Source organism: Streptomyces coeruleofuscus (assembly GCF_039532725.1).
Lineage (GTDB): Bacteria > Actinomycetota > Actinomycetes > Streptomycetales > Streptomycetaceae > Streptomyces > Streptomyces coeruleofuscus.
The window spans coordinates 38230-55896 of record NZ_BAAASE010000016.1 but is presented as its reverse complement, the minus strand read 5'-3'; the positions used below and the strand labels follow the sequence as shown (position 1 = coordinate 55896).

At 70.4% G+C, this 17667-nt stretch carries 13 protein-coding genes and 1 pseudogene; 7 read left to right on the top strand and 7 right to left on the bottom strand.

What is annotated here, in order from left to right:
- Window position 1: 1 nt before the first annotated feature.
- The 3 genes from ABFX81_RS39425 to ABFX81_RS39415 all read right to left on the bottom strand — a co-directional run bounded on the left by ABFX81_RS39425 (window position 2) and on the right by ABFX81_RS39415 (window position 3378).
- Window positions 2-961, bottom strand: coding sequence for an ABC transporter permease subunit (locus tag ABFX81_RS39425; protein WP_086851455.1), 960 nt, complete (start codon window positions 959-961; stop codon window positions 2-4).
- 10 nt (window positions 962-971) lie between these two features.
- On the bottom strand, window positions 972-2225 hold the full coding sequence (locus tag ABFX81_RS39420; protein ID WP_086851453.1) for an ABC transporter substrate-binding protein: 1254 nt from the start codon (window positions 2223-2225) through the stop codon (window positions 972-974).
- 91 nt (window positions 2226-2316) lie between these two features.
- The gene (locus tag ABFX81_RS39415) at window positions 2317-3378 is read right to left on the bottom strand and encodes a LacI family DNA-binding transcriptional regulator (protein ID WP_086851472.1); all 1062 of its coding nucleotides are present in this window, start codon (window positions 3376-3378) and stop codon (window positions 2317-2319) included.
- A 281-nt stretch (window positions 3379-3659) separates the two neighbouring features.
- On the opposite strand from ABFX81_RS39415, the gene ABFX81_RS39410 reads away from it, so the two are divergent.
- Window positions 3660-4250 carry an isochorismatase family protein gene (locus ABFX81_RS39410; RefSeq protein ID WP_086851470.1) on the top strand — a complete coding sequence of 197 codons (591 nt, stop codon included), beginning with the start codon at window positions 3660-3662 and terminating at the stop codon, window positions 4248-4250.
- 314 nt (window positions 4251-4564) lie between these two features.
- Here ABFX81_RS39410 and ABFX81_RS39405 read toward each other — a convergent pair whose 3' ends face one another.
- A complete protein-coding gene (locus ABFX81_RS39405; RefSeq protein ID WP_086854220.1) occupies window positions 4565-4987 on the bottom strand; it encodes a DUF350 domain-containing protein in 423 nt (140 codons plus the stop codon).
- A gap of 246 nt (window positions 4988-5233) precedes the next feature.
- Complete coding sequence (locus tag ABFX81_RS39400; protein ID WP_086854221.1) at window positions 5234-6385, bottom strand: trypsin-like serine protease; 1152 nt, start codon at window positions 6383-6385, stop codon at window positions 5234-5236.
- Between the two features lie 344 nt (window positions 6386-6729).
- Between ABFX81_RS39400 and ABFX81_RS39395 the strand changes: the two genes are divergently transcribed.
- Entirely contained in the window at window positions 6730-8895 is a 2166-nt protein-coding gene (locus ABFX81_RS39395; protein ID WP_346139434.1) for an FG-GAP repeat domain-containing protein, read from the top strand.
- A 427-nt stretch (window positions 8896-9322) separates the two neighbouring features.
- Here the strand turns inward: ABFX81_RS39395 and ABFX81_RS39390 are convergent, their stop codons facing one another.
- The gene (locus tag ABFX81_RS39390) at window positions 9323-11767 is read right to left on the bottom strand and encodes a SpoIIE family protein phosphatase (RefSeq protein WP_346139433.1); all 2445 of its coding nucleotides are present in this window, start codon (window positions 11765-11767) and stop codon (window positions 9323-9325) included.
- Between the two features lie 666 nt (window positions 11768-12433).
- On the opposite strand from ABFX81_RS39390, the gene ABFX81_RS39385 reads away from it, so the two are divergent.
- On the top strand, window positions 12434-12751 hold the full coding sequence (locus tag ABFX81_RS39385) for a YqfO family protein (RefSeq protein WP_086855555.1): 318 nt from the start codon (window positions 12434-12436) through the stop codon (window positions 12749-12751).
- Window positions 12752-12771: 20 nt separating this feature from the next.
- On the opposite strand, the pseudogene ABFX81_RS39380 reads toward ABFX81_RS39385, so the two are convergent.
- A pseudogene (locus ABFX81_RS39380) lies at window positions 12772-12954 on the bottom strand (IS5 family transposase); the annotation flags it as partial.
- 453 nt (window positions 12955-13407) lie between these two features.
- Here ABFX81_RS39380 and ABFX81_RS39375 point away from each other — a divergent pair.
- From ABFX81_RS39375 to ABFX81_RS39360, 4 genes are all read left to right on the top strand, one after another.
- On the top strand, window positions 13408-14013 hold the full coding sequence (locus tag ABFX81_RS39375; protein ID WP_086855127.1) for a hypothetical protein: 606 nt from the start codon (window positions 13408-13410) through the stop codon (window positions 14011-14013).
- Window positions 14014-14195: 182 nt separating this feature from the next.
- Entirely contained in the window at window positions 14196-15395 is a 1200-nt protein-coding gene (locus ABFX81_RS39370) for a serine hydrolase domain-containing protein (RefSeq protein WP_346139432.1), read from the top strand.
- 309 nt (window positions 15396-15704) lie between these two features.
- Complete coding sequence (locus ABFX81_RS39365) at window positions 15705-16235, top strand: SigE family RNA polymerase sigma factor (RefSeq protein WP_086855129.1); 531 nt, start codon at window positions 15705-15707, stop codon at window positions 16233-16235.
- A complete protein-coding gene (locus ABFX81_RS39360; protein WP_346139431.1) occupies window positions 16232-17224 on the top strand; it encodes a hypothetical protein in 993 nt (330 codons plus the stop codon). The genes ABFX81_RS39365 and ABFX81_RS39360 overlap by 4 nt, the downstream gene beginning before the upstream one ends.
- Window positions 17225-17667: the final 443 nt, after the last annotated feature.

Genomic DNA, 17667 nt, shown 5'->3' with positions numbered 1-17667 from the left:
GTCACTTCCCCTTGCCGAAGTCGGCGCGGTTGGCCCGCAGGTACAGCACGGCGAAGACCGCGCTGATGAGGATGAGGACATTGCCCACCACGGCGCCCTGGCCGAAGTCGAGCTGGAGGAAGGAGAGCTGGTACGTGACCGTGCCCAGCGTCTGGGTGGAGTCCGCCGGCCCGCCCGAGGTCAGCGCCAGGATCAGGTCGAGGATCTTCACCGTCGACATGAAGCCCAGCACGAGCACGACGGTGATCACCGGCCGCAGCATCGGCAGCGTGATGCTGCGGAACGTCCGCCAGGGGCCGGAGCCGTCGAGCGATGCGGCCTCGTAGAGATCGCGCGGAATCTCCTGGAGACCGCCGTAGAGGATGACCATGTTGAACGGGATGCCGATCCAGATGTTGACCAGGATGGCCGACAGCAGTGCCACGCCGGGGCTGCTCAGCCACGGCACGCCGTCCTGCGGGACCAGGCCGACCGCGTGGAGGGCGGCGTTCAGCATGCCGTGGTCCTGGTCGAGGATGCGTCGCCAGACGACGGCGGAGACGACCATGGGCACGAGCCACGGCAGCAGCAGGATGGCGCGCACGAAGCCGGAGAGCCGGAAGCGGCGGGAGAAGAACACGGCGAGGGCCAGGCCGAGGGTGAACTGGCCGAGCAGCGAGCCGACGGTGAACAGGGCCGTGTGCCACAGGGCGTCGGTGAACAGCTCGTCGGCGAAGACGGCCCGCCAGTTGTCGAGGCCGTTGAACGGCGCCTCGCCGGTGAAGTACGTCTTCGGCGTGTAGTGCTGGAAGCTCATCACGATGTTGCGGACGAGCGGGTAGCCGAAGAAGAGCACCATGTAGGCGAGCGCGGGAGCGACGAAGAGCCAGCGCAGCAGCCCGCGGCGCAGCGGAGCGCGACCGGCGGCGGACTTCGTTTCGGCGGCGCCCGTGGCGGGTGCCGGGGAGGTGACGGTGGTCATGGCCGGTTCCTCACTTCCCCGCCGAAGCCTGCTGCTGGGCCCGGTGCAGGGCCTGTTCGGGACTGGTCCGGCCCGTCAGCACGGACTGGAAGGCGCCCGCGAGCGCGTCGCCGACGACCGGCCAGCCGGTGCCGACCTTCGCCGTACGGGAGCGGGCGGTGGTGACGAGCTCGGCGAAGGCGGCGAGCTTCGGGTTCTGCTTCGCGTACGCCCGTGCGGCCGTGGCGCGGGTGGGCACGTTGTTGACCGATGCGCCCCACTGGAGCTGGTTCTTCTCGGAGTTGAGGCAGTTCAGGACCTTGCCGGCGTTCTTCTCGCGGGCCGGGTCCTCGTCGTTCTTCGGTACGGCCATGACGGTGCCGCCGATGGGCGGCACCGCCGGCTTTCCCGCCTCGGGCACCGGAATGCTCGCGACCGCCCAGTCCACGTCCTTCTGGGCGCTGAGGACCGGAACCTGCCACGGCCCGTTGATCATCATGGCGGCACGGCCCGCGACGAACTGGTCGTTGACGTCCTGCTGGTTCCAGTTGACGACGGACCTGGAGGCGGAGCCGTCGGCGACCAGATCCTTCCAGAGCTGGAGCGCGGCCTCGCCTTTGCCGTTGTCGATCTCGGCCTCGTCACCGCCGGCGGACCAGAAGAACGGAAGGAACTGGTAGACGCCGTCCGCGTTCGGGCTCGCGCTGAAGGCCATCCCGTACGTGTCGCCCGCGGTCAGCTTCTTCGCGGCGGTCCGCAACTCCCTCCAGGTGGTGGGCGGGGAGATGCCCGCGTCCTTGAGGAGTTTGGTGTTGTAGATCAGCGCGAGGGAGTTGACGGAGCGGGCGATGCCGTACTGGGTGCCGTCGTACGAGCCGAGGGACTTCGCGCTCGCGGAGAGGCCGGAGGTGTCGACCCCGACCTCGTCGAGCGGCCGCAGGCCCTCGGTCTGCGCGAACTGGGGCAGCTCCGAACCGTCGAGCTCCAGGATGTCGGTGAGCGAGTCGGACGACGCCATCCGAAGCGCCTTGGAGGCGATCTGGTCGGCGGGCACGCTGATCTGCTCGACCTTCAAGCCGAGCGGCTTGCCGCAGCGGTCGAAGAACCGCTGGTTGGCGGTGTGCTCAGCGGTGTCGGTCGCCGAGTTGAGCACGGTGACGGTGCCCGGGTCGGGCTCCGCGGCACAACCGGCCAACCCTGGCGCGACGAGGGCACAGGCAAGGGTGGCGGCGAGCGCGGGAACGCGTCCGCGTCTTGTTCCGATGCGTCCTGCTAAGAAGGGCAAGGTTGATCCTCCGTTACATGTGCGGCTCTGGACATGCGGTGGTCCGGCGATGGAAGCGTCGCCGGCCGTGCCGTACGGGCGGTCCGAGTGGTCAGCCGGGCGACGGCGGAGCGATGACGGGCCCGGCCATCCGCGGCTGGATCAGGTGGTGCGGCGCGCCGGAGAGCATGCTCGAGGAAAGTGCCGCGACGGGCTCCCGCGAAGTCGATGACCGGTCGTCGCGGCCGGGGCCGATCGCGTCGATGGCGAGCCGGGCCACGGCCGTGGACATCTCCGCGACGGGCAGATCGATCCGCGGCAGATGCCGGATGCCCAGCTCGTCCGGGAGACTGCCGACGAGCACGACGTTCAGGTCGTGGGGGACCCGCAACCCGGCCGCCGCCACCGCGTCCAGCAGACGGGGGAGGAGGATCAGGTGCTGGACGACCAGCGCGGTCGGGACGGGCCGCGCGGCCAGCGCCTCGCTCAGCCGCCGCGCGAGGACGTCCGGGTCGCGGTGGGACGGGATCACGCGGACGTCGGCTGCGGTCCCGACGGCCGCTCGCCGGGCGCCGTCGAGGCCGTGCAGGGCATAGCCGCGGCGCGCGGCGATCTCGTGCTCGGCCGACGAGAGGAAGAGGATCCGCCGGTGGCCGGCAGCGGCGGTCTCGCGCACGGCGAGGGCGACGGCGGCCTCCCAGTCGAGGTCGGTCCAGGGCAGCGCCGCGTGATCGTCGTGACCGAGCAGCGCCCCGGGGAAGCCCAGTTCGCGCAGGACCTCGACACGGGGGTCGCGGTCCTCGACCGCCATCAGCACCGCCGCGTCCGCGAGCCTGCTGCGGGCCACCCGGCGCAGCCCGCCGACGCCGTCGCTGTCCGTCATCAGCAGCACGTCGTACCCGTGCACACGGGCGGCGTCGGTGACGTCGATCGCGAACCGCCCGTCGATCGCCCGGTACGCCCCGGGCACGCGCGGCGCGGCCAGCGCGAGCACCCGGGTCCGTGCGCTGCGCAGCGTACGGGCACTCGCGCGCGGGTGGTATCCGAGCTCGTCGATCGCGGCCTGCACCGCGCGCCGGGTGTCCTCGGAAATCTTGCGCGACCCGCTCAGGACGTACGACACGGTGCTCGGCGCGACGCCTGCCCGCTGGGCGACGTCCTTGATCGTGGTCATCCCCACCCCCCACCCGGCCCGTCTCGGGCCCGCCGGCTTCCTCGAATCAATCGAATCGATTCGACAAACGGGGTGACCTTAAGCACGGCGGGTCTGGAAGGGCAATACCTTGAGCGATACCGCGGCTTGCGAACTGCACGGCATGGTCTTCGGCGGGTGCGAATCGTTCCTGCGGTGAAAATCCTGGTCCGTGTGGGTGAGCGCAGCCGCTTATGTCTCCGGGGGTCCGCGAGGGCCGGTAGAACGCGGGGAGTGTTCCGTCGTGCTGAAGGGTGGTCATGGTGAGCCGAGGCTTGATCGTCGTGGATGTCCAGAACGACTTCTGTGAAGGAGGCAGTATCCCCGTGACGGGTGGCGCGCGGATCGCGACCAAGATCGCCGAACTGGTGGAGCAGACCGCGGGCCGTGACTACCGGTACGTCGTCGCCACCCGCGACCACCACATCGACCCGGGAGGTCACTTCTCCGAGACCCCGGACTTCAAGGACAGCTTCCCCGTCCACTGCGTGGCAGGAAACGAAGGCGGTGAATTCCACCCCCACTTCGCCCCCGTCGTCATCGGCGGAAAGGTCGACGCCGTCTTCTACAAGGGGGCCCACAGCGCATCCAAGAGCGGCTTCGAAGGAGCCGACGAAGCAGGAACCCCCCTCGCGGACTGGTTGCGCGCCCGCGGGGTCGAGGACGTCGACGTGGTGGGCATCGCCACGGACCACTGCGTGCGTGCCACCGCGCTGGATGCCGTGAAGGCCGGCTTCCGCGCACGGGTACGCCTGGACTACTCGGTCGGAGTCGCCCCGGACACGACAGCCGCGGCTGTGGACGACTTCCGCCAGGCAGGCATCGCCGTATCCGGCGAGGCACCACTACCGTAGTAGTCCCCGCTCCGGGCCCGGCGCGGGGCCGGGGTGATCGGTGGTGGGCCCTGCCGCCGAGCACGCGGCAGGGCGGGCCATCTGCTCCGGCGGAGGTGAGTCGGGAGCGTGGCGCGGACGCATTCGGCCGGGCGAAGCCGGTTGCACCTGACGCTGACGGCTCCGTCAGCCCGCGCCAGGGGCGGTCGTGCATGTGACCGCGATGACTCCGTGGCGCGGGACGTGCGGGCGGGTCCCGACGCTGAGGCCGCTTTCTCGATGGAGCAGGGACCTCCACGGCGTGTGGTGGTGGGCCATCTCCCAGGGACAGCGGTTCAGGCGATGGAGGCCGAGATGACGGCGGACACAGCGAGGTTGCAGGACGCCGTCACCCAGACCGCGGGATGAGGCTCTGCCTCGACCAGCGTCGCACCCAGGCGCCCCGGCGTGATCAGGTCCACCACCAGGAACGCCACGGCCATCATCACCAGCCCCAGCAGCCCGAACGCCGCGGTCGAGACCAGCCCCTTGCCGAAGTCCTCGTACGTCGTCCAGATGGACGTGAAGACGATGCCGCCGATACCGACCAGTGCGGAGCTGAGCACCATGGCGGCGTTGCGATTGCGCTGCTCCCAGATCTGTCGGCCGAGCTTTCCAGGCGTCAGCAGGTCGACCAGGACGATGCCGAGGACCAACAGGACCAGTCCCAGGCCGCCGTAGGCGGTGGCCCGCCCGAGTCCGTTGACGATGTCGCTCATGGGGTTGCCGACTCCGAGGGTAGAGATCGTGAGTGATCGCGGTCAAAGAGAGGCAAAATCTAGCGCATACGCTCCGCCCGCTGATCGGCCCCCCACATCCTCCTCTGCTTCCGGAACTTCGAAGCGGGAAGCCAGTCGGGATGGAGAGCTACTCACTCCGTGCTGCGGTGCGTGAAAGAGGTGACGTTCGAGCGGACTCCGTCGGCAGTTCCGTGACGGAGTCCGCTCGGCCGCGCTGATGACCAATCAGGCCGTGTGCAGTGTCAGCCCGTACCGGTTGAGGATCTCGTTGACGGGCTGGTGCCAGGTCTGGCCGCCGCCGCTGCAGTTGCCCCAGCCGCCGGAGGTGACGCCCTGGGCCTGGTCGCCGCTGATGAACGAACCTCCCGAGTCGCCGGGTTCGGCACACACGCTCGTCTTCGTCATCTGGTGGACGGCGCCCTGGCTGTAGTTCACCGTCTCGTTCTTCGCCAGCACGGTGCCGCAATGCCAGCGAGTGGTGGAGCCGGAACGGCAGACGGAGGCACCCACCGGGGCCTCGGCGGAGCCGCGGACGAGCTGGTCGGGAACCGTGCCCCAGCCGAGCACCACCGGTACGGTCCACCAGCCGCTGCCCACGTTCACCCAGGCGTAGTCGTTACCCGGGAACGACGACCCCTGGAAGTTGCCGATGTAGGACCGGTCCCAGCCGTACACGGCCGCACTCGGCTGGCCGCAGTGCCCGGCGGTGACGAAGCCGCCGCGCACGGAGAAGCCGATGGAGCAGCGGACGTTGCCGGTGTAGTAGGGGTCACCGCCCACGGTGCCGGCGGCAAAGGTACGCGGGGCGGTGGATATCTGGCGCACCGTCACGGGGCCCGCTTCGCGGGCTCTGGCGAGGAAGGCCCGGACATCGTTGTCGTCCCGGTGTGCGGAGACGATGTTCACGACGACCTTGTTGGCTTTCGGATCCACGTGCCAACTGGCGACTCCGGCGGGCGCGGACAGCGCGTCGATGCTGTTCTTCGCTGCGTCGAGTTGCCGCGCGTCGTACCGCACGAGGCGTACGGCCGCTCCGGTCGCGCGTACGGCGTCGGCCTGCGCGGCACGGGTGACGGCCACGGTGAGTCGGCCGCTGTCGGCGTCGAACCAGGAGCCGCCGTAGGCCGAACCGGCCGCGCCACGCGCCTTGCGTTCGACGGAGGTCGCGGTCTTCTCCGCGGCCAGGCGTGCCTCGGCCTCGTTCCGCGTCAGCGCCAGGTCGCGCTGCATCGCGGAGAGGAGCTCGGGGGAGGCCGGTGCTTCGGTGGAGCGCGCGGGAGCATCCGCGGCGGAAGCGGGCAGGGCGCTCGCGGTCGCCCAGGTGCCGAGCAGGAGGAGTGCGGACAGTGCGGTGCGCAGTGTTGTGGTGCGTCTCAAGGGAATGACCCTTCGTTGTTCCAACAGGGTGGGGGTGGAACAGCAGTGCTTGAGAGCGCTCTCGTGTGCGCGGCAGAGCCTAGCCCGTGAGTACATATAGGTCTATGCCAATTCCGGCCGCGGTTGAGGGGTGCGTCAGCGCGGTGCCATGGCACCGCGAGCCGGGCCGGGGCGTCGAACTTCACGGCGGCACCGGACGCGCCGGCCGAACCCCTCCGGGCGCGGGGAGGGAAGGGAATTCCCCCACGCGGGACGATCTTGGTTGATATACGCTGCGTCTGACTTGTTCGAACAGTTCGGCGAATCCATGCCAACCGATTCGTCCTGCCCGGGGGGGCATTCCCATGACTTCGCAGTCCCGCGCGGTGCTCGGCATCGCGCTCACTCCCGTCTTCGCTCTGGCGGCCGCCGACCCGGCCGCCGCCCACGCCACCGCCGCGGCCACTGGCACCGCCACGGCCACCTCCGCCACGGCCGCCGGCACCGCTGTGGCCGGCGTCGAGACGCGTGCGCCGGGCCCGTGGGGCACCCGCGCCCTCCACGCCCCGGCCCCCAACCCAGGTGAAGCCTCGGGCGGGCTGAACGCCCTGGTGTCGGCGGGGGACGGCGCCCTCGTCTCCCTCACCCGCGACGGGCGTTCCACCCGGATCCGGCCTGCCGGCAGCACCCGCTGGCTCACCCCGCAGACCTGGCCGGACGCCGGCGGATACAGCACCGAGTTGGCCTCGCTCGGCGACGGCTCGGTGCGCCTGGCCTGGCGAGCCGAACGCGCCGACGACCACGGCAACCACTGGCTGAAGGTCGCCACCCTCGCGCCCGGGGCGACCGCCTTCTCCGAGCCCGAATACGTCGCCGCCGTCCCCGAGAAGGGCTACCACCACCTGGCGGCGGCCCCCGACGGCCGGTTGATCGCCGTGTGGTCGGTCTCCGGTGTCGTGAGGGCCGCCGAGAAGACCGGCCCGCAGGCCGCGTGGACCGCTCCGGTCGGCCTCAACGGGCAGCCGCCGTCCGGCAGCCGCGACATCGCCAACATGGACCTCGCGGTCGCCAAGGACGGAACCGCCCTGCTGGTGTGGCAGTGGCAGGCGAGCAACGCCGTCGTCGCCCTGGAGAAGGCCCCCGGCGCGTCCGCCTGGACCGCGGTCGAGGGCTTCCCGGTCCCGGACAAGGATCTCGCGCGCCCGAAGGTGTTCGCCGATCCGCAGGGCGGCTTCGACGTCTTCTACGACGACCTCGCGCACCTCATGTACTCCCACCGGCCCGCCGGCGCCACGCAGTGGAGCACCCCGCAGTCCGCCGACAGCGATGGCAGCACGTACAGGATGACGGCGCCCGTCTACCTGCCCAACGGCGACCTCTTCGTGGCCGGCGGGCCCACCACCCCCTGGTACGCGGTGCGTTCGGCGGCCACCGGCCGCTGGCTGCCGTACTCGCAGCGCTTCTCCACCCACCAGAAGGTGCGTCATGTCGCCGCGGCCGCCACCTCGGGCGGCACGGTCACGGTGACGTGGCGGGAGGGCTACTCGTACGAGGAGTACACGATGGCCGCCGTCTTCAAGGGCGGCACCTGGTCCACCCCGCGGCGGCTGAGCGCGAAGAGCGCCCAGTTCACCGGGGCGCCGCAGGTGGCCGCCGACGCGCTCGGCCGGCCCGTCGTGCTGTGGGACGAGTACCTGCGGAGCGAGACGAACAGCACCGTCCTGGACGGCGTGTATGAGGCCACCGCCACCGGCCGTGCGCTGCCCAAGTGGCGTGACTACACGGACGACGGCAAAGCCGACCTGTTCGGCCGGGGCAGCGCCGGGCTCAAGGTGTACGCGGGTGACGCGACGAAGCTGACCGCGGGGCAGCGCGCGAGCGGCTGGCCGACGGGCACGCTCGTACTGCCCTTCGGCGACCTCGACGGCGACCGCTGCAACGACGTGTTCGTCCGCTCCCCGAAGGGCGAGGCACGTGTCCACCCGACGATCTGCGGCGGCGGGCTGCCCGACCAGCAGTCGCTCTCCATGAGGGTCTCCTCGGACTGGAGCGCATACAACGCGGTCGTCTCGCCCGGGGACGTGACGGGCGACGGCAGGGCAGACCTGCTGACCCGGTCCGCCTCGACCGGGAAGCTGTACCTGTACGCGAACAACGGCGCGGGCGGCTTCAAGGCCCGAGCGCTCGCCGGGTCCGGCTTCGGCGGCTACAAGAAGCTGATCGCCGCGGGCGACCTCAACGGCGACGGCAGGAACGACCTGCTGGCCATCGACGCGTCGAACGAGCTGTGGCGGTTCAACGGGACTGGCGCCGGCACCTTCAAGCCGCGGTCGCTGGTCTTCAAAGACTGGGGCACGTCCTACAAGGACGTGGTCGGCGGATCCGACCTGTCCGGCGACGGCCGGGCCGACCTGCTCTCACTCGACAAGGACGGCCGAGCCTGGCTGAACCGGGGCAACGGCAAGGGCGGTTTCGACAGCCGGTCCCAGGTAGGCAAGAGCACGAGCTGGTCGGACATCCGCATCTCCTGACGGCACGGATCCGGGGCGGTCGGGGACGTGGAACCCCGGAGGCGGGTTCGCCTCTGGTATCCCGGTAGACGGCGGTGTTGGCGACAACTACAGGTCAGACGCCGGTGCGGATGGCTGCGCCGCTGGTCGCGTAGCGGGTCGCGTCCGGCAAACGGTGTGCGCAGGCGCGCAGTCGCAGGGAGTTCCTGGCGGCGCAGTCGATCGGGTCGCCCTTGGGCCACGGAGTGTCGAGCAGGACGGCGACCCGGGCGTTGGAGGTGCCCAGGTCGCGGAAGGTGTTCTCGAAGCCGGTGATCCACTGGTGGAGGGGGTTGGCGGAGGGGCGGGCCGGGTCGTCGGCGTCCGAAGAGGAGACGGCGACCGCCGTGATCGTCCGGAGTGATTGGTGAGCGGCGCCGGTGTGCGTCAGCCGCTCGCACCGGGCCGGCTATCGCACACGCTCTTCCGGCAGTGGCTGTTCCGCCCAGATCGTCTTGCCGGCGGAGGTCTGACGACTGCCCCAGCGCTCGGCGACCTGGGCGACGAGGAGCAGGCCGCGTCCGCCCTCGTCGAAGGTGCGGGCCTGCCGCAGGTGCGGGGCGGTGCTGCTGCCGTCGGAGACTTCGCAGACAAGCGCGTCGGCGCGGATGAGCCGTAGCTCGACGGGGCTCTTGCCGTACCGGATGGCGTTGGTGACCAGCTCGCTGACGATCAACTCGGTGGCGAACTCGAGCTCGCCCAGCCCCCAGGTGTCCAGCTGCTCGGCCGCCACCTTGCGGGCCCCGGCGACGGCCGCGGGATCCATGGGCAGCTGCCAGGTGTGTACCCGGTCCGCGCCGAGAGTGGAGGTGCGGGCCAGGAGCAGGACGATGTCGTCGGCAGGGGGGTCGGGCAGTACCTTGCGCAGCACTTCGTCGCAGGTTTCCTCCAGGTCGGCGGCCGGGCGGCGCAGCGCTTCACACAGCAGGTCGAGTCCGACGTCGATGTCGCGGTCGGGGGCCTCGATCAGGCCGTCGGTGTAGAGGGCGAGCAGGCTGCCCTCGCCCACGTCGACCCGGGCGGCCTCGAAGGGCAGTCCGCCCAGGCCGAGCGGTGGCCCGGCGGGCAGGTCCAGTAGTTGGACGGTGCCGTCGGAGGTCACCAGTACGGGCGGCGGGTGCCCGGCCCGTGCCAGGTCGCAGCGGCCGGTGACCGGGTCGTAGACGGCGTAGAGACAGGTGGCACCTACCTCCCCCGAGGCCTCCTCCGCCTGCCCTCGAGTGTCCGGGCCTTCCTCCCGGTCGAGGCGGATGACCAGGTCGTCCAGCCGGGTGAGCAGCTCGTCGGGCGCGAAGTCGGCGTCGGCGAGGGTTCGTACCGCGGTGCGCAGGCGGCCCATCGTGGCCGAGGCGTGCACGCCGTGGCCCACGACGTCCCCGACCACCAGCGCGACCCGTCCCCCGGACAGGGCGATCACGTCGAACCAGTCTCCGCCGATCTCGTCCCCCGAACCGGCGGGGAGGTACCGGTAGGCGAGGTCCACCGCCTCCGCTCCCGTCAGCCGCTCGGGCAGCAGACTGCGCTGCAGAGTGAGTGCGGTGCGGTGCTCGCGGGTGTAGCGGCGGGCGTTGTCGATGCTCACCGCCGCCCTGGCGGCGATCTCCTCGGCGAGCGTCAGATCGTCCTGGACGAAGGGATCCGCAGTACGGTGCCTCAGGAGCTGCATCACGCCCAGGGTGACGCCCCGCGCGCTCAGCGGCACCATCATCACCGAATGGATATTGAATCGCCGCATGCTCTCGGCACGGGCCGGGGAAGCCGTCGACCATGCGCGCAGCAGTGGATCGCCAGCACTGTAGTGGCTGCCCCGGCGGGTGATCAGCGCCTGGGCCGGTGGGGAGCCGGGCGGGTAGACGTCGGTGCCACCCGTCGGAACGACGGATTCCGGATCTCCCTGGAGCACCGACCGTTGTGCGGTACGGCGGCAGACGACCGGCGTGCCGGGGGGTACCGTTCGCGGCTCGTGTCCCTGGACGACCGACTCCAGCAGGTCGACGGTGGCGAAGTCGGCGAACCCGGCCACCGCGACCTCGGCCAGTTCCTCGGCTGTCCGGGTCACATCGAGCGTGCTGCCGATGCGCGCGCTTGCGTCGTTCAGCACGGCGAGGCGACGCCGGGCCCAGAACTGCTCGGTGATGTCGATCACCAGCGCCGACATCCCCAGCACCTCGCCCGCCCGGTCCTTCAGCGGGGAGAGGAACAGATGCCACGCGTGATCGCGGACCTCACCCAAGGCCCGGAACGGCTGCCCCTCGCGGGAGATCATCTCACCGGTGCGCACGACCTGGTGCTGAAGGCGGTCGATCTCGTCCATGGGCGGAGTGGGATAGATCTCCCACAACGTAAGGCCTCTCATCTCCTCCGGCTTCAGTCCCATGGCCTGGCTCATCACCTGGTTGCAGGTCACGAACCGTGCCTCACTGTCGTAGACGGCCACGGGCAACGGAAGCTGCGCGAGCGTGAGGTCCCACAGCGCCGCCATCCCCGCATCGGTCGGCCCGGAGGCGTACGTCACCGCCGCCGGGGTGACGATCCAGTGAGTGGCGCCGTACACGTCCGCCAGCGGCGTGCCCCGGATCTGCACGGTGACCCGGTCTCCGTGCCGCTTCCGCAGTACCACGTCGCTCGTCCATGGTTCCCTGGCGGCCAGGTGTCGGCGCATCGCGAAGGGCAGCCTCGCGGCGAGCAGGCCGGCGGCCTGCCGACCCACCACTTCCTCGCGCTCGTAGCCGAGCAGTCGTCCGGCTCCGGCGCTCCACATCCTGACGGCTCCGCGGGCGTCGATGACGACCGCGAAGTCGTCGGGTGCGGCTACTCCTCTTGCCCCTGTGGTCGTGTCGGGCTCGTTGTCCATGGAGTATCCCGACCTCGTTTTCCTGTCGCGCCCAGGCACAGTGCTGCGTCACCTGTCACGGGTGCTGCCTCCAGCATCCCGCCGCGGGCCACGGCGCTCAACCGGCCGCGGCGGCCAGGCGGGCGGCGGACCTCGACGACGGGTCTACTTCGCTGGGGTCGTGAGGGCGCCGAAACGCCCCGGTCATCGTCATGGACGACGCCGACCTGGCCGAGGCCGTGGCCTGCTGTGTCTCCGGCGTTCTGGGCCGCCGGCCAGCACCGCGTCGCACACGGTGGTCGGGCAGCGCGGCGAGGACGTCGACCCCGATGGTCTCCTGTCGCCTGGTGCAGTCGTCGCCGGGAGCCGAGGTACAGGGGGCGGGCGCTGACCAGTGCGGAGACCGTGATGGTGGTGACGAGCGCCCCGAGCATCAGCGTGGCGGAGGCCGCGAAGGCGCTCGTCAGGGGAGTGTCCGGCCGCCGCATTCTTGATGTCCTCGGGGGAGGCGAGCGGGTTGGCCGGCATCCGGGTGTTCTCCTCGAAGGCTCGCAACGTGGTCTTCGGTAGCTTCCGCCAGAGTTACACCCCGCCCGCTGCGCCGACTCCGGGAGATGCCCACGGGCGCACGAGGTCGTTAGGGCCTGCTGCGAAAGTGCTGGTCGCAGAGGTTGCCAGGGTCCAGGCATGACACGCCTGAAGATCGAGATATCCGTCCCCGAGAGTCATGCGGAGGCTGTGATCGAGGCTCTCCACGTGGCCGGCGCAGGACGGGTGGGCGAGTACGCACGGTGTTCCAGCATCTGGAAGGTGACCGGCAACTGGCAGGCCCTGCCTGGCGCGCAGCCGTACGACGGTGAGGTGGGCGTCGTACAGCACAGCGAAGAGTGCCGGATCGAATCGGTCTGTGACGCGGCTCAGTCCAGCGCCGTCCAGCAGGCTGTGCGCGATGCCCATCCCTACGAGCAGGCGGTCATCCACTTCCTGCCGCTGTACGAGCCGTAAGCAACGTCGGCGGGTGCCCGTCACAGCCATTCGTTGATGGCTGCGACCAGCACGGTTGCTTCGAAGCGGACGGCGAGTTTGTCGTACCTGCTGGCGACGGCGCGGTGGCGCTTGAGCCGGTTGATGCCGCACTCGACGGCGTGTCGCTGCTTGTAGTCGTCCTTGTCGAACTTCGATGGCCGCCCGCCGCCCGCCGCCCGCCGCCCGCCGCCCGCCGCCCGCCGCCCGCCGCCCGCCGCCCGCCGCGCGATCCGCGCTCGAGCCGGTAGCGGACCGGTCTGCGCAGGGAGGTGCGGTTGCTGCGGGAGTGCTACGCCTCGTCGGCCCGGACCCGGTGCGGATGCCGTCTATCAGCTGCCGTCGCGTCCACACCTGCGGTCGCCCCCGCTCGATGCCCTGCGGCAGCAGCGGCTCAAGCCTGGCGTGTAGGGCCCTGTAGCGCGAAGAGCCGAGCCGCGGGCAGCGAGGTCAGCGACATCATCGACTCCAAGGGAGAGGCAGGGGAACGGTGTCTGCCGTCATCCTGTGGTCCACCGTCCCCTCGGCTGTCCGGCGGAGACGACTTCGGTCCGCAGAGTGTCCCTCACCGGCCCCCTGACTGCGAGCCTCATCTTGAGGCGGCCGACCACCAGCCCAGGGAGAACCGAGGAGCCAACATGCACCCGCACCAGCACCTGCACATCGAAGACCTCACCACCACCCGCCCCGGACGGCTCCGCGCTACATGGCAGGCAGCCCACCAGCCCGCTGCCGGCGTGTCGCGACGGTTGCGCCTCGCGGCCTATGCCGTGCCGTTAGTCGTTCTGCCATCGAGTATCTGGCGGCTCCCGGCCGCGTTCGACGACGGGATCGGGGTCGGTGAACGGGCGTACATTCTCTCCCTGTCGATCGTGTCCGAGCTTTTCGCGTTCACCGCGATCGGCCTGATCGCACGGTGGGGCGAGGTGTTTCCGGGCTGGGTCCCCTTCCTGCGCGGCCGCCGGGTCCCCACGATGGCAGCGGTCATCCCGGCCGCCATCGGGGCCACCACCCTCACCCTCCTGTTCACTCTCCTGTTCAGCGTCGCCGAGATCAGGGGGACCACCATCCGAGGCGCCGAGCTGCCGGACAGCTACCCGAGCCGAGCCGGCGGATGGGAGGCTGCATGGTTCTACCTCTGCTACGCGCCACTGATCCTTTGGGGGCCGCTGCTGGCCGTGCTGACCGTCGCGTACTGGAAGCGTCGTCGTACCGGCCGGTCAGCCGAGGTGGGGCTGCAGTGAGCTGCCACGCCGGATGTCATGCGTTCGCTCAGCGGCAGGGGTGCACCGGCACCCAGATGGGCTTCCTCCTCGCTGACACCTGAAAGGCAATCAACCATGGGATCGCCGTCTATCTTGATGTTGAGAATCGATCGAACTCACGGGGGAAGATGATGCGCTTCGGGCTTCGTGCGGCAGCAATCATGACCATCCTGGCAACGGAGTTGGCGGCCTTAACCGGAACGGCCGCCGCTACGGCGTCCGCGCCCGGCGCGGCTCCTGCCGCCGGGGCGGAGGTTGTCGCGGACGCCGTCGACCCAGACGCAGCGGAGCTGCAGGCGGCACTGGACAGACTGACGGCCGCAGGTGCTCCCGCGGCCCTCGCCCAGGTGCGCGTCGGGGACAAGGCCTGGTCCGGCGCGAGTGGTGTCCGTGACATCCACACCCGGCAGGCCGCCCGGCCCGGCGACCGGTACCGCATTGCCAGCATCACCAAAGCGATGGTGGCGACCGTCGTCCTGCAACTGGTCGACGAGGGTCGGCTCGGCCTGGACGACGCGGTGGGCCGGCACCTGCCCGGTCTGCTGCCGGCCGCCCACGAGAAGGTCACCATCAGCCAGCTGCTCGACCACACCAGCGGAATCCCGAACTACTTCGACGTGCTGTACCCGACCGGGACCGACGCCGAGCTGGAGCGGAACCGCTTCCGGTACGTGGCCCCGGAGGAGTTGGTCCGGAGGGCCGTCGAGCAACCACCCGCAACAGCCGGCCAGTTCACCTACTCCAACACCAACTATGTGCTCCTTGGACTCATCGCCGAGAGTACGACCGGCCGCCCGCTCGCAAGTGAACTGGACCGCCGCGTCCTGCGTCCCGCCGGCATGAAGGACACGTCCTACCCGACCCTGAGCCCCTTTCTCGCCGGCCCGCATGTCAACGGGTACCGGCAGGACGGAAAAGGCCGGCTCGTCGACACCACCGTGTACACCCCGTCGGTGTGGGGAGCAGCGGCGGGCGTGGTGTCCACGAGCGGTGACGTCAACCGCTTCTTCCGGGCGCTCTCCGACGGCACGCTGCTGCCCCCTGCCCGCCTGGCCGACATGCGGGCGGTGAACGAGGCCGGCTACGGGCTCGGCGTGGTGGGCGGCGGCGACATCTGCCCGGCCGCTCCGGGCGACCGGGTGTGGGGCAACATGGGCAATGGATTCGGGTACCGCTCGCAGTCCTGGAGCTCCCCCGACGGCCGCCGTCAGGTCACCTTCGGCTGGACTGTGACGGTACCTGGCGTCGTCGGACCGCCCGCAGTGGAGAAGGCCGTCCAGGAGTTCCTGGTGACCGCGCTGGCGGCCACCTGTGGGCCCGCGGCCCCGGACCCCGGCACCAAGCTGGAAGCCGCCCGCTGACACGGTCGCCACGGCGACAACATCTCTCGCCGAGCACGCATCGACCGTTCGTACATCATGTCGCCCGGCATCCCCGGATGCCGGGCGTTCGCCCCCCGTCGGTCGGGCGGAGAACTCACAGGCTGCAGCGGCTCGGCAGGCAGTGCCAGCGCCGCCGGCGGAGGCTCCGACCTGGTGGTCTGCCGGTTCGGCGTGATGTCTCGGCGTTGTTCTCGGCATCGCTCTCCATGCCGTCATTCGAACGGTCTCCGAAGTCACGGGCAACTGATTCCGCCCCAGTGGTGGTCTGGAGGGCGAGGAGGGTGCTTGATGCAGGCCGAACTTGAAGGCCAGTTCCATGATTTCGTCAGGGCACGGTGGTCACGGCTCGTCCGGACCGCGTATCTGCTCACGGGCGACGTCCACCACGCGGAGGACCTGACGCAGACGGCGCTGGCGAAGGCGTACCGGTCGTGGCGGCGCATCGCGCGCAGCGACAACCCGGAGGCCTACGTCCGACGGATGCTGGTCAGCTGCAACAGTGACCGGTTCCGCAAGCGGCGGGTGACGGAGGCGCTGACCGCGGCCCCGCCCGAGAGGGCGGGCGGGGATGAGGCCGTCGGCCGAGTGGAGGAGCGTGGCTCCCTGCTCGCCGGGCTGGCCCTGCTGCCGCCGAAACAGCGGGCGGTGGTGGTCCTGCGGTACTGGGAGGACCTGTCGGAGGCGGAGGTGGCTGAGGTGCTCGGCTGCTCGCCCGGCACGGTCAAGAGCCAGGCCTCGAAGGGGCTGGCGAAGCTGCGGGTGTATCCGGGGCTGGTGCGCGAGGGCCGCACGGTGTCCGGACTGGGAGGTGGAAGGTGAACCACGAGGCACACGAAGCGTACGAAGCGCATGAGGCGCACCACGGAGCTGATGGGGCCGACGAGGCGCACACGGCGCACGAGGCCGACGACGAGCGGGACTTCGAGGAACTGGTGAGGAAACTGATGACGGACGACGCTCACACCATCCAGCCTTCGCCCGCGCCGTACCCGGCGATCCGCCGGCGGGGCGTGACGGAACGGCGGCGGCGGGTCGCGGCGGTCGGGGCGGCGCTGGCGGCGCTGGTCACGGTGCCGGCGGGGGCGTACGCCGTGGTAGGGGGAAACGGGGGAGGGGGCGCTGACTCGGCGACGCCGATGTCGTCGGTCAGCGCCCCGCAGACCGAGTCGCCTTCCGGGCCGACGACAGGCTCCGGACCTCAACCGCCGGTCTCGGAGGAGCAATTGCTCGACGGGATCACGTTCGCCCAGGCGTCGGACGCGCTGGAGCAGTGCCTCGACCAGGAGCACGTGGGAAGCGCGGTCAGCGGGGACCTGGCCAAGGCCGAGAGCTACCGGATCATCCTGGCGGCGAAGAGCACGGGCGTCTCCAACTCCCCGGGCGACGGCATCCACGTCGTCGGCGTGGCAGAGCGGCCGGAGGGCTTCCGGGTGATCTGCAACGTGAAGGAGGGCGTGTCCGCCGGCATCAGCACCAGCACGAAGGAGGCCTACGGGCCGGACACCGGCCTGGTCGTGCCCGACGCGAACGCGGGTGACCTGTACCAGCAGTCGTTGATGGACAAGGGCAAGTGGAAGCTACCTTTCCGCTGGGGCGTGATCGGCATGGTCGACCCGTCCGTGGCCAAGGTGACCGTCGACTACGGCGACGGCAGCGCCACGGCCGCCCTGGACCACGGCTGGTTCGTCGCTTCCGGCGTCCTGAACCGGCAGGTGACGAAGAGCCCGCACATCAAGGGCTTCGACGCCGCCGGCAAGCTGGTCTACGACTCGGACACGGACAAGACGTACGACAAGACCCTGCCGTAGGGCACTAGCTGGAGCTCTGTGGTACTCCGAGGCGTCCAGCACGGCTGGCCAGCCCGCCCGCTCGGCGCTGGCCAGCCGGCCGAGAAGCAGGCGACTCGGCGTGCCTGCTCCTCCGGGGCCGCCACGCAGGTCAACCAGGGCCGGGCAATCGAACCTTCGGCGATCAAGGGCGAGGTCGACGGGGCCGGGTTCACACGGTCGGTGCGGAGCACTGGGGCGAGCTGCCGCGGCCGGCTGAGCTCAAGGTCGGCATCAGCCAGTCGGCCGATCCAGCGCCAGCATCCGCGACTGGAGCTCCGACGAAACCAGCCGCTCTCGCGAGGTCACCAGCAGCCGGTGAGCCTCCCCTCGGCGGGACCAGATCCCGAGAGTGTTACGTGAGTTGATGTCTGTTTCACCCTTTCGCAAGAGGCAGGCGGGCCGGCCGCAGCGTCGCCGGGCTG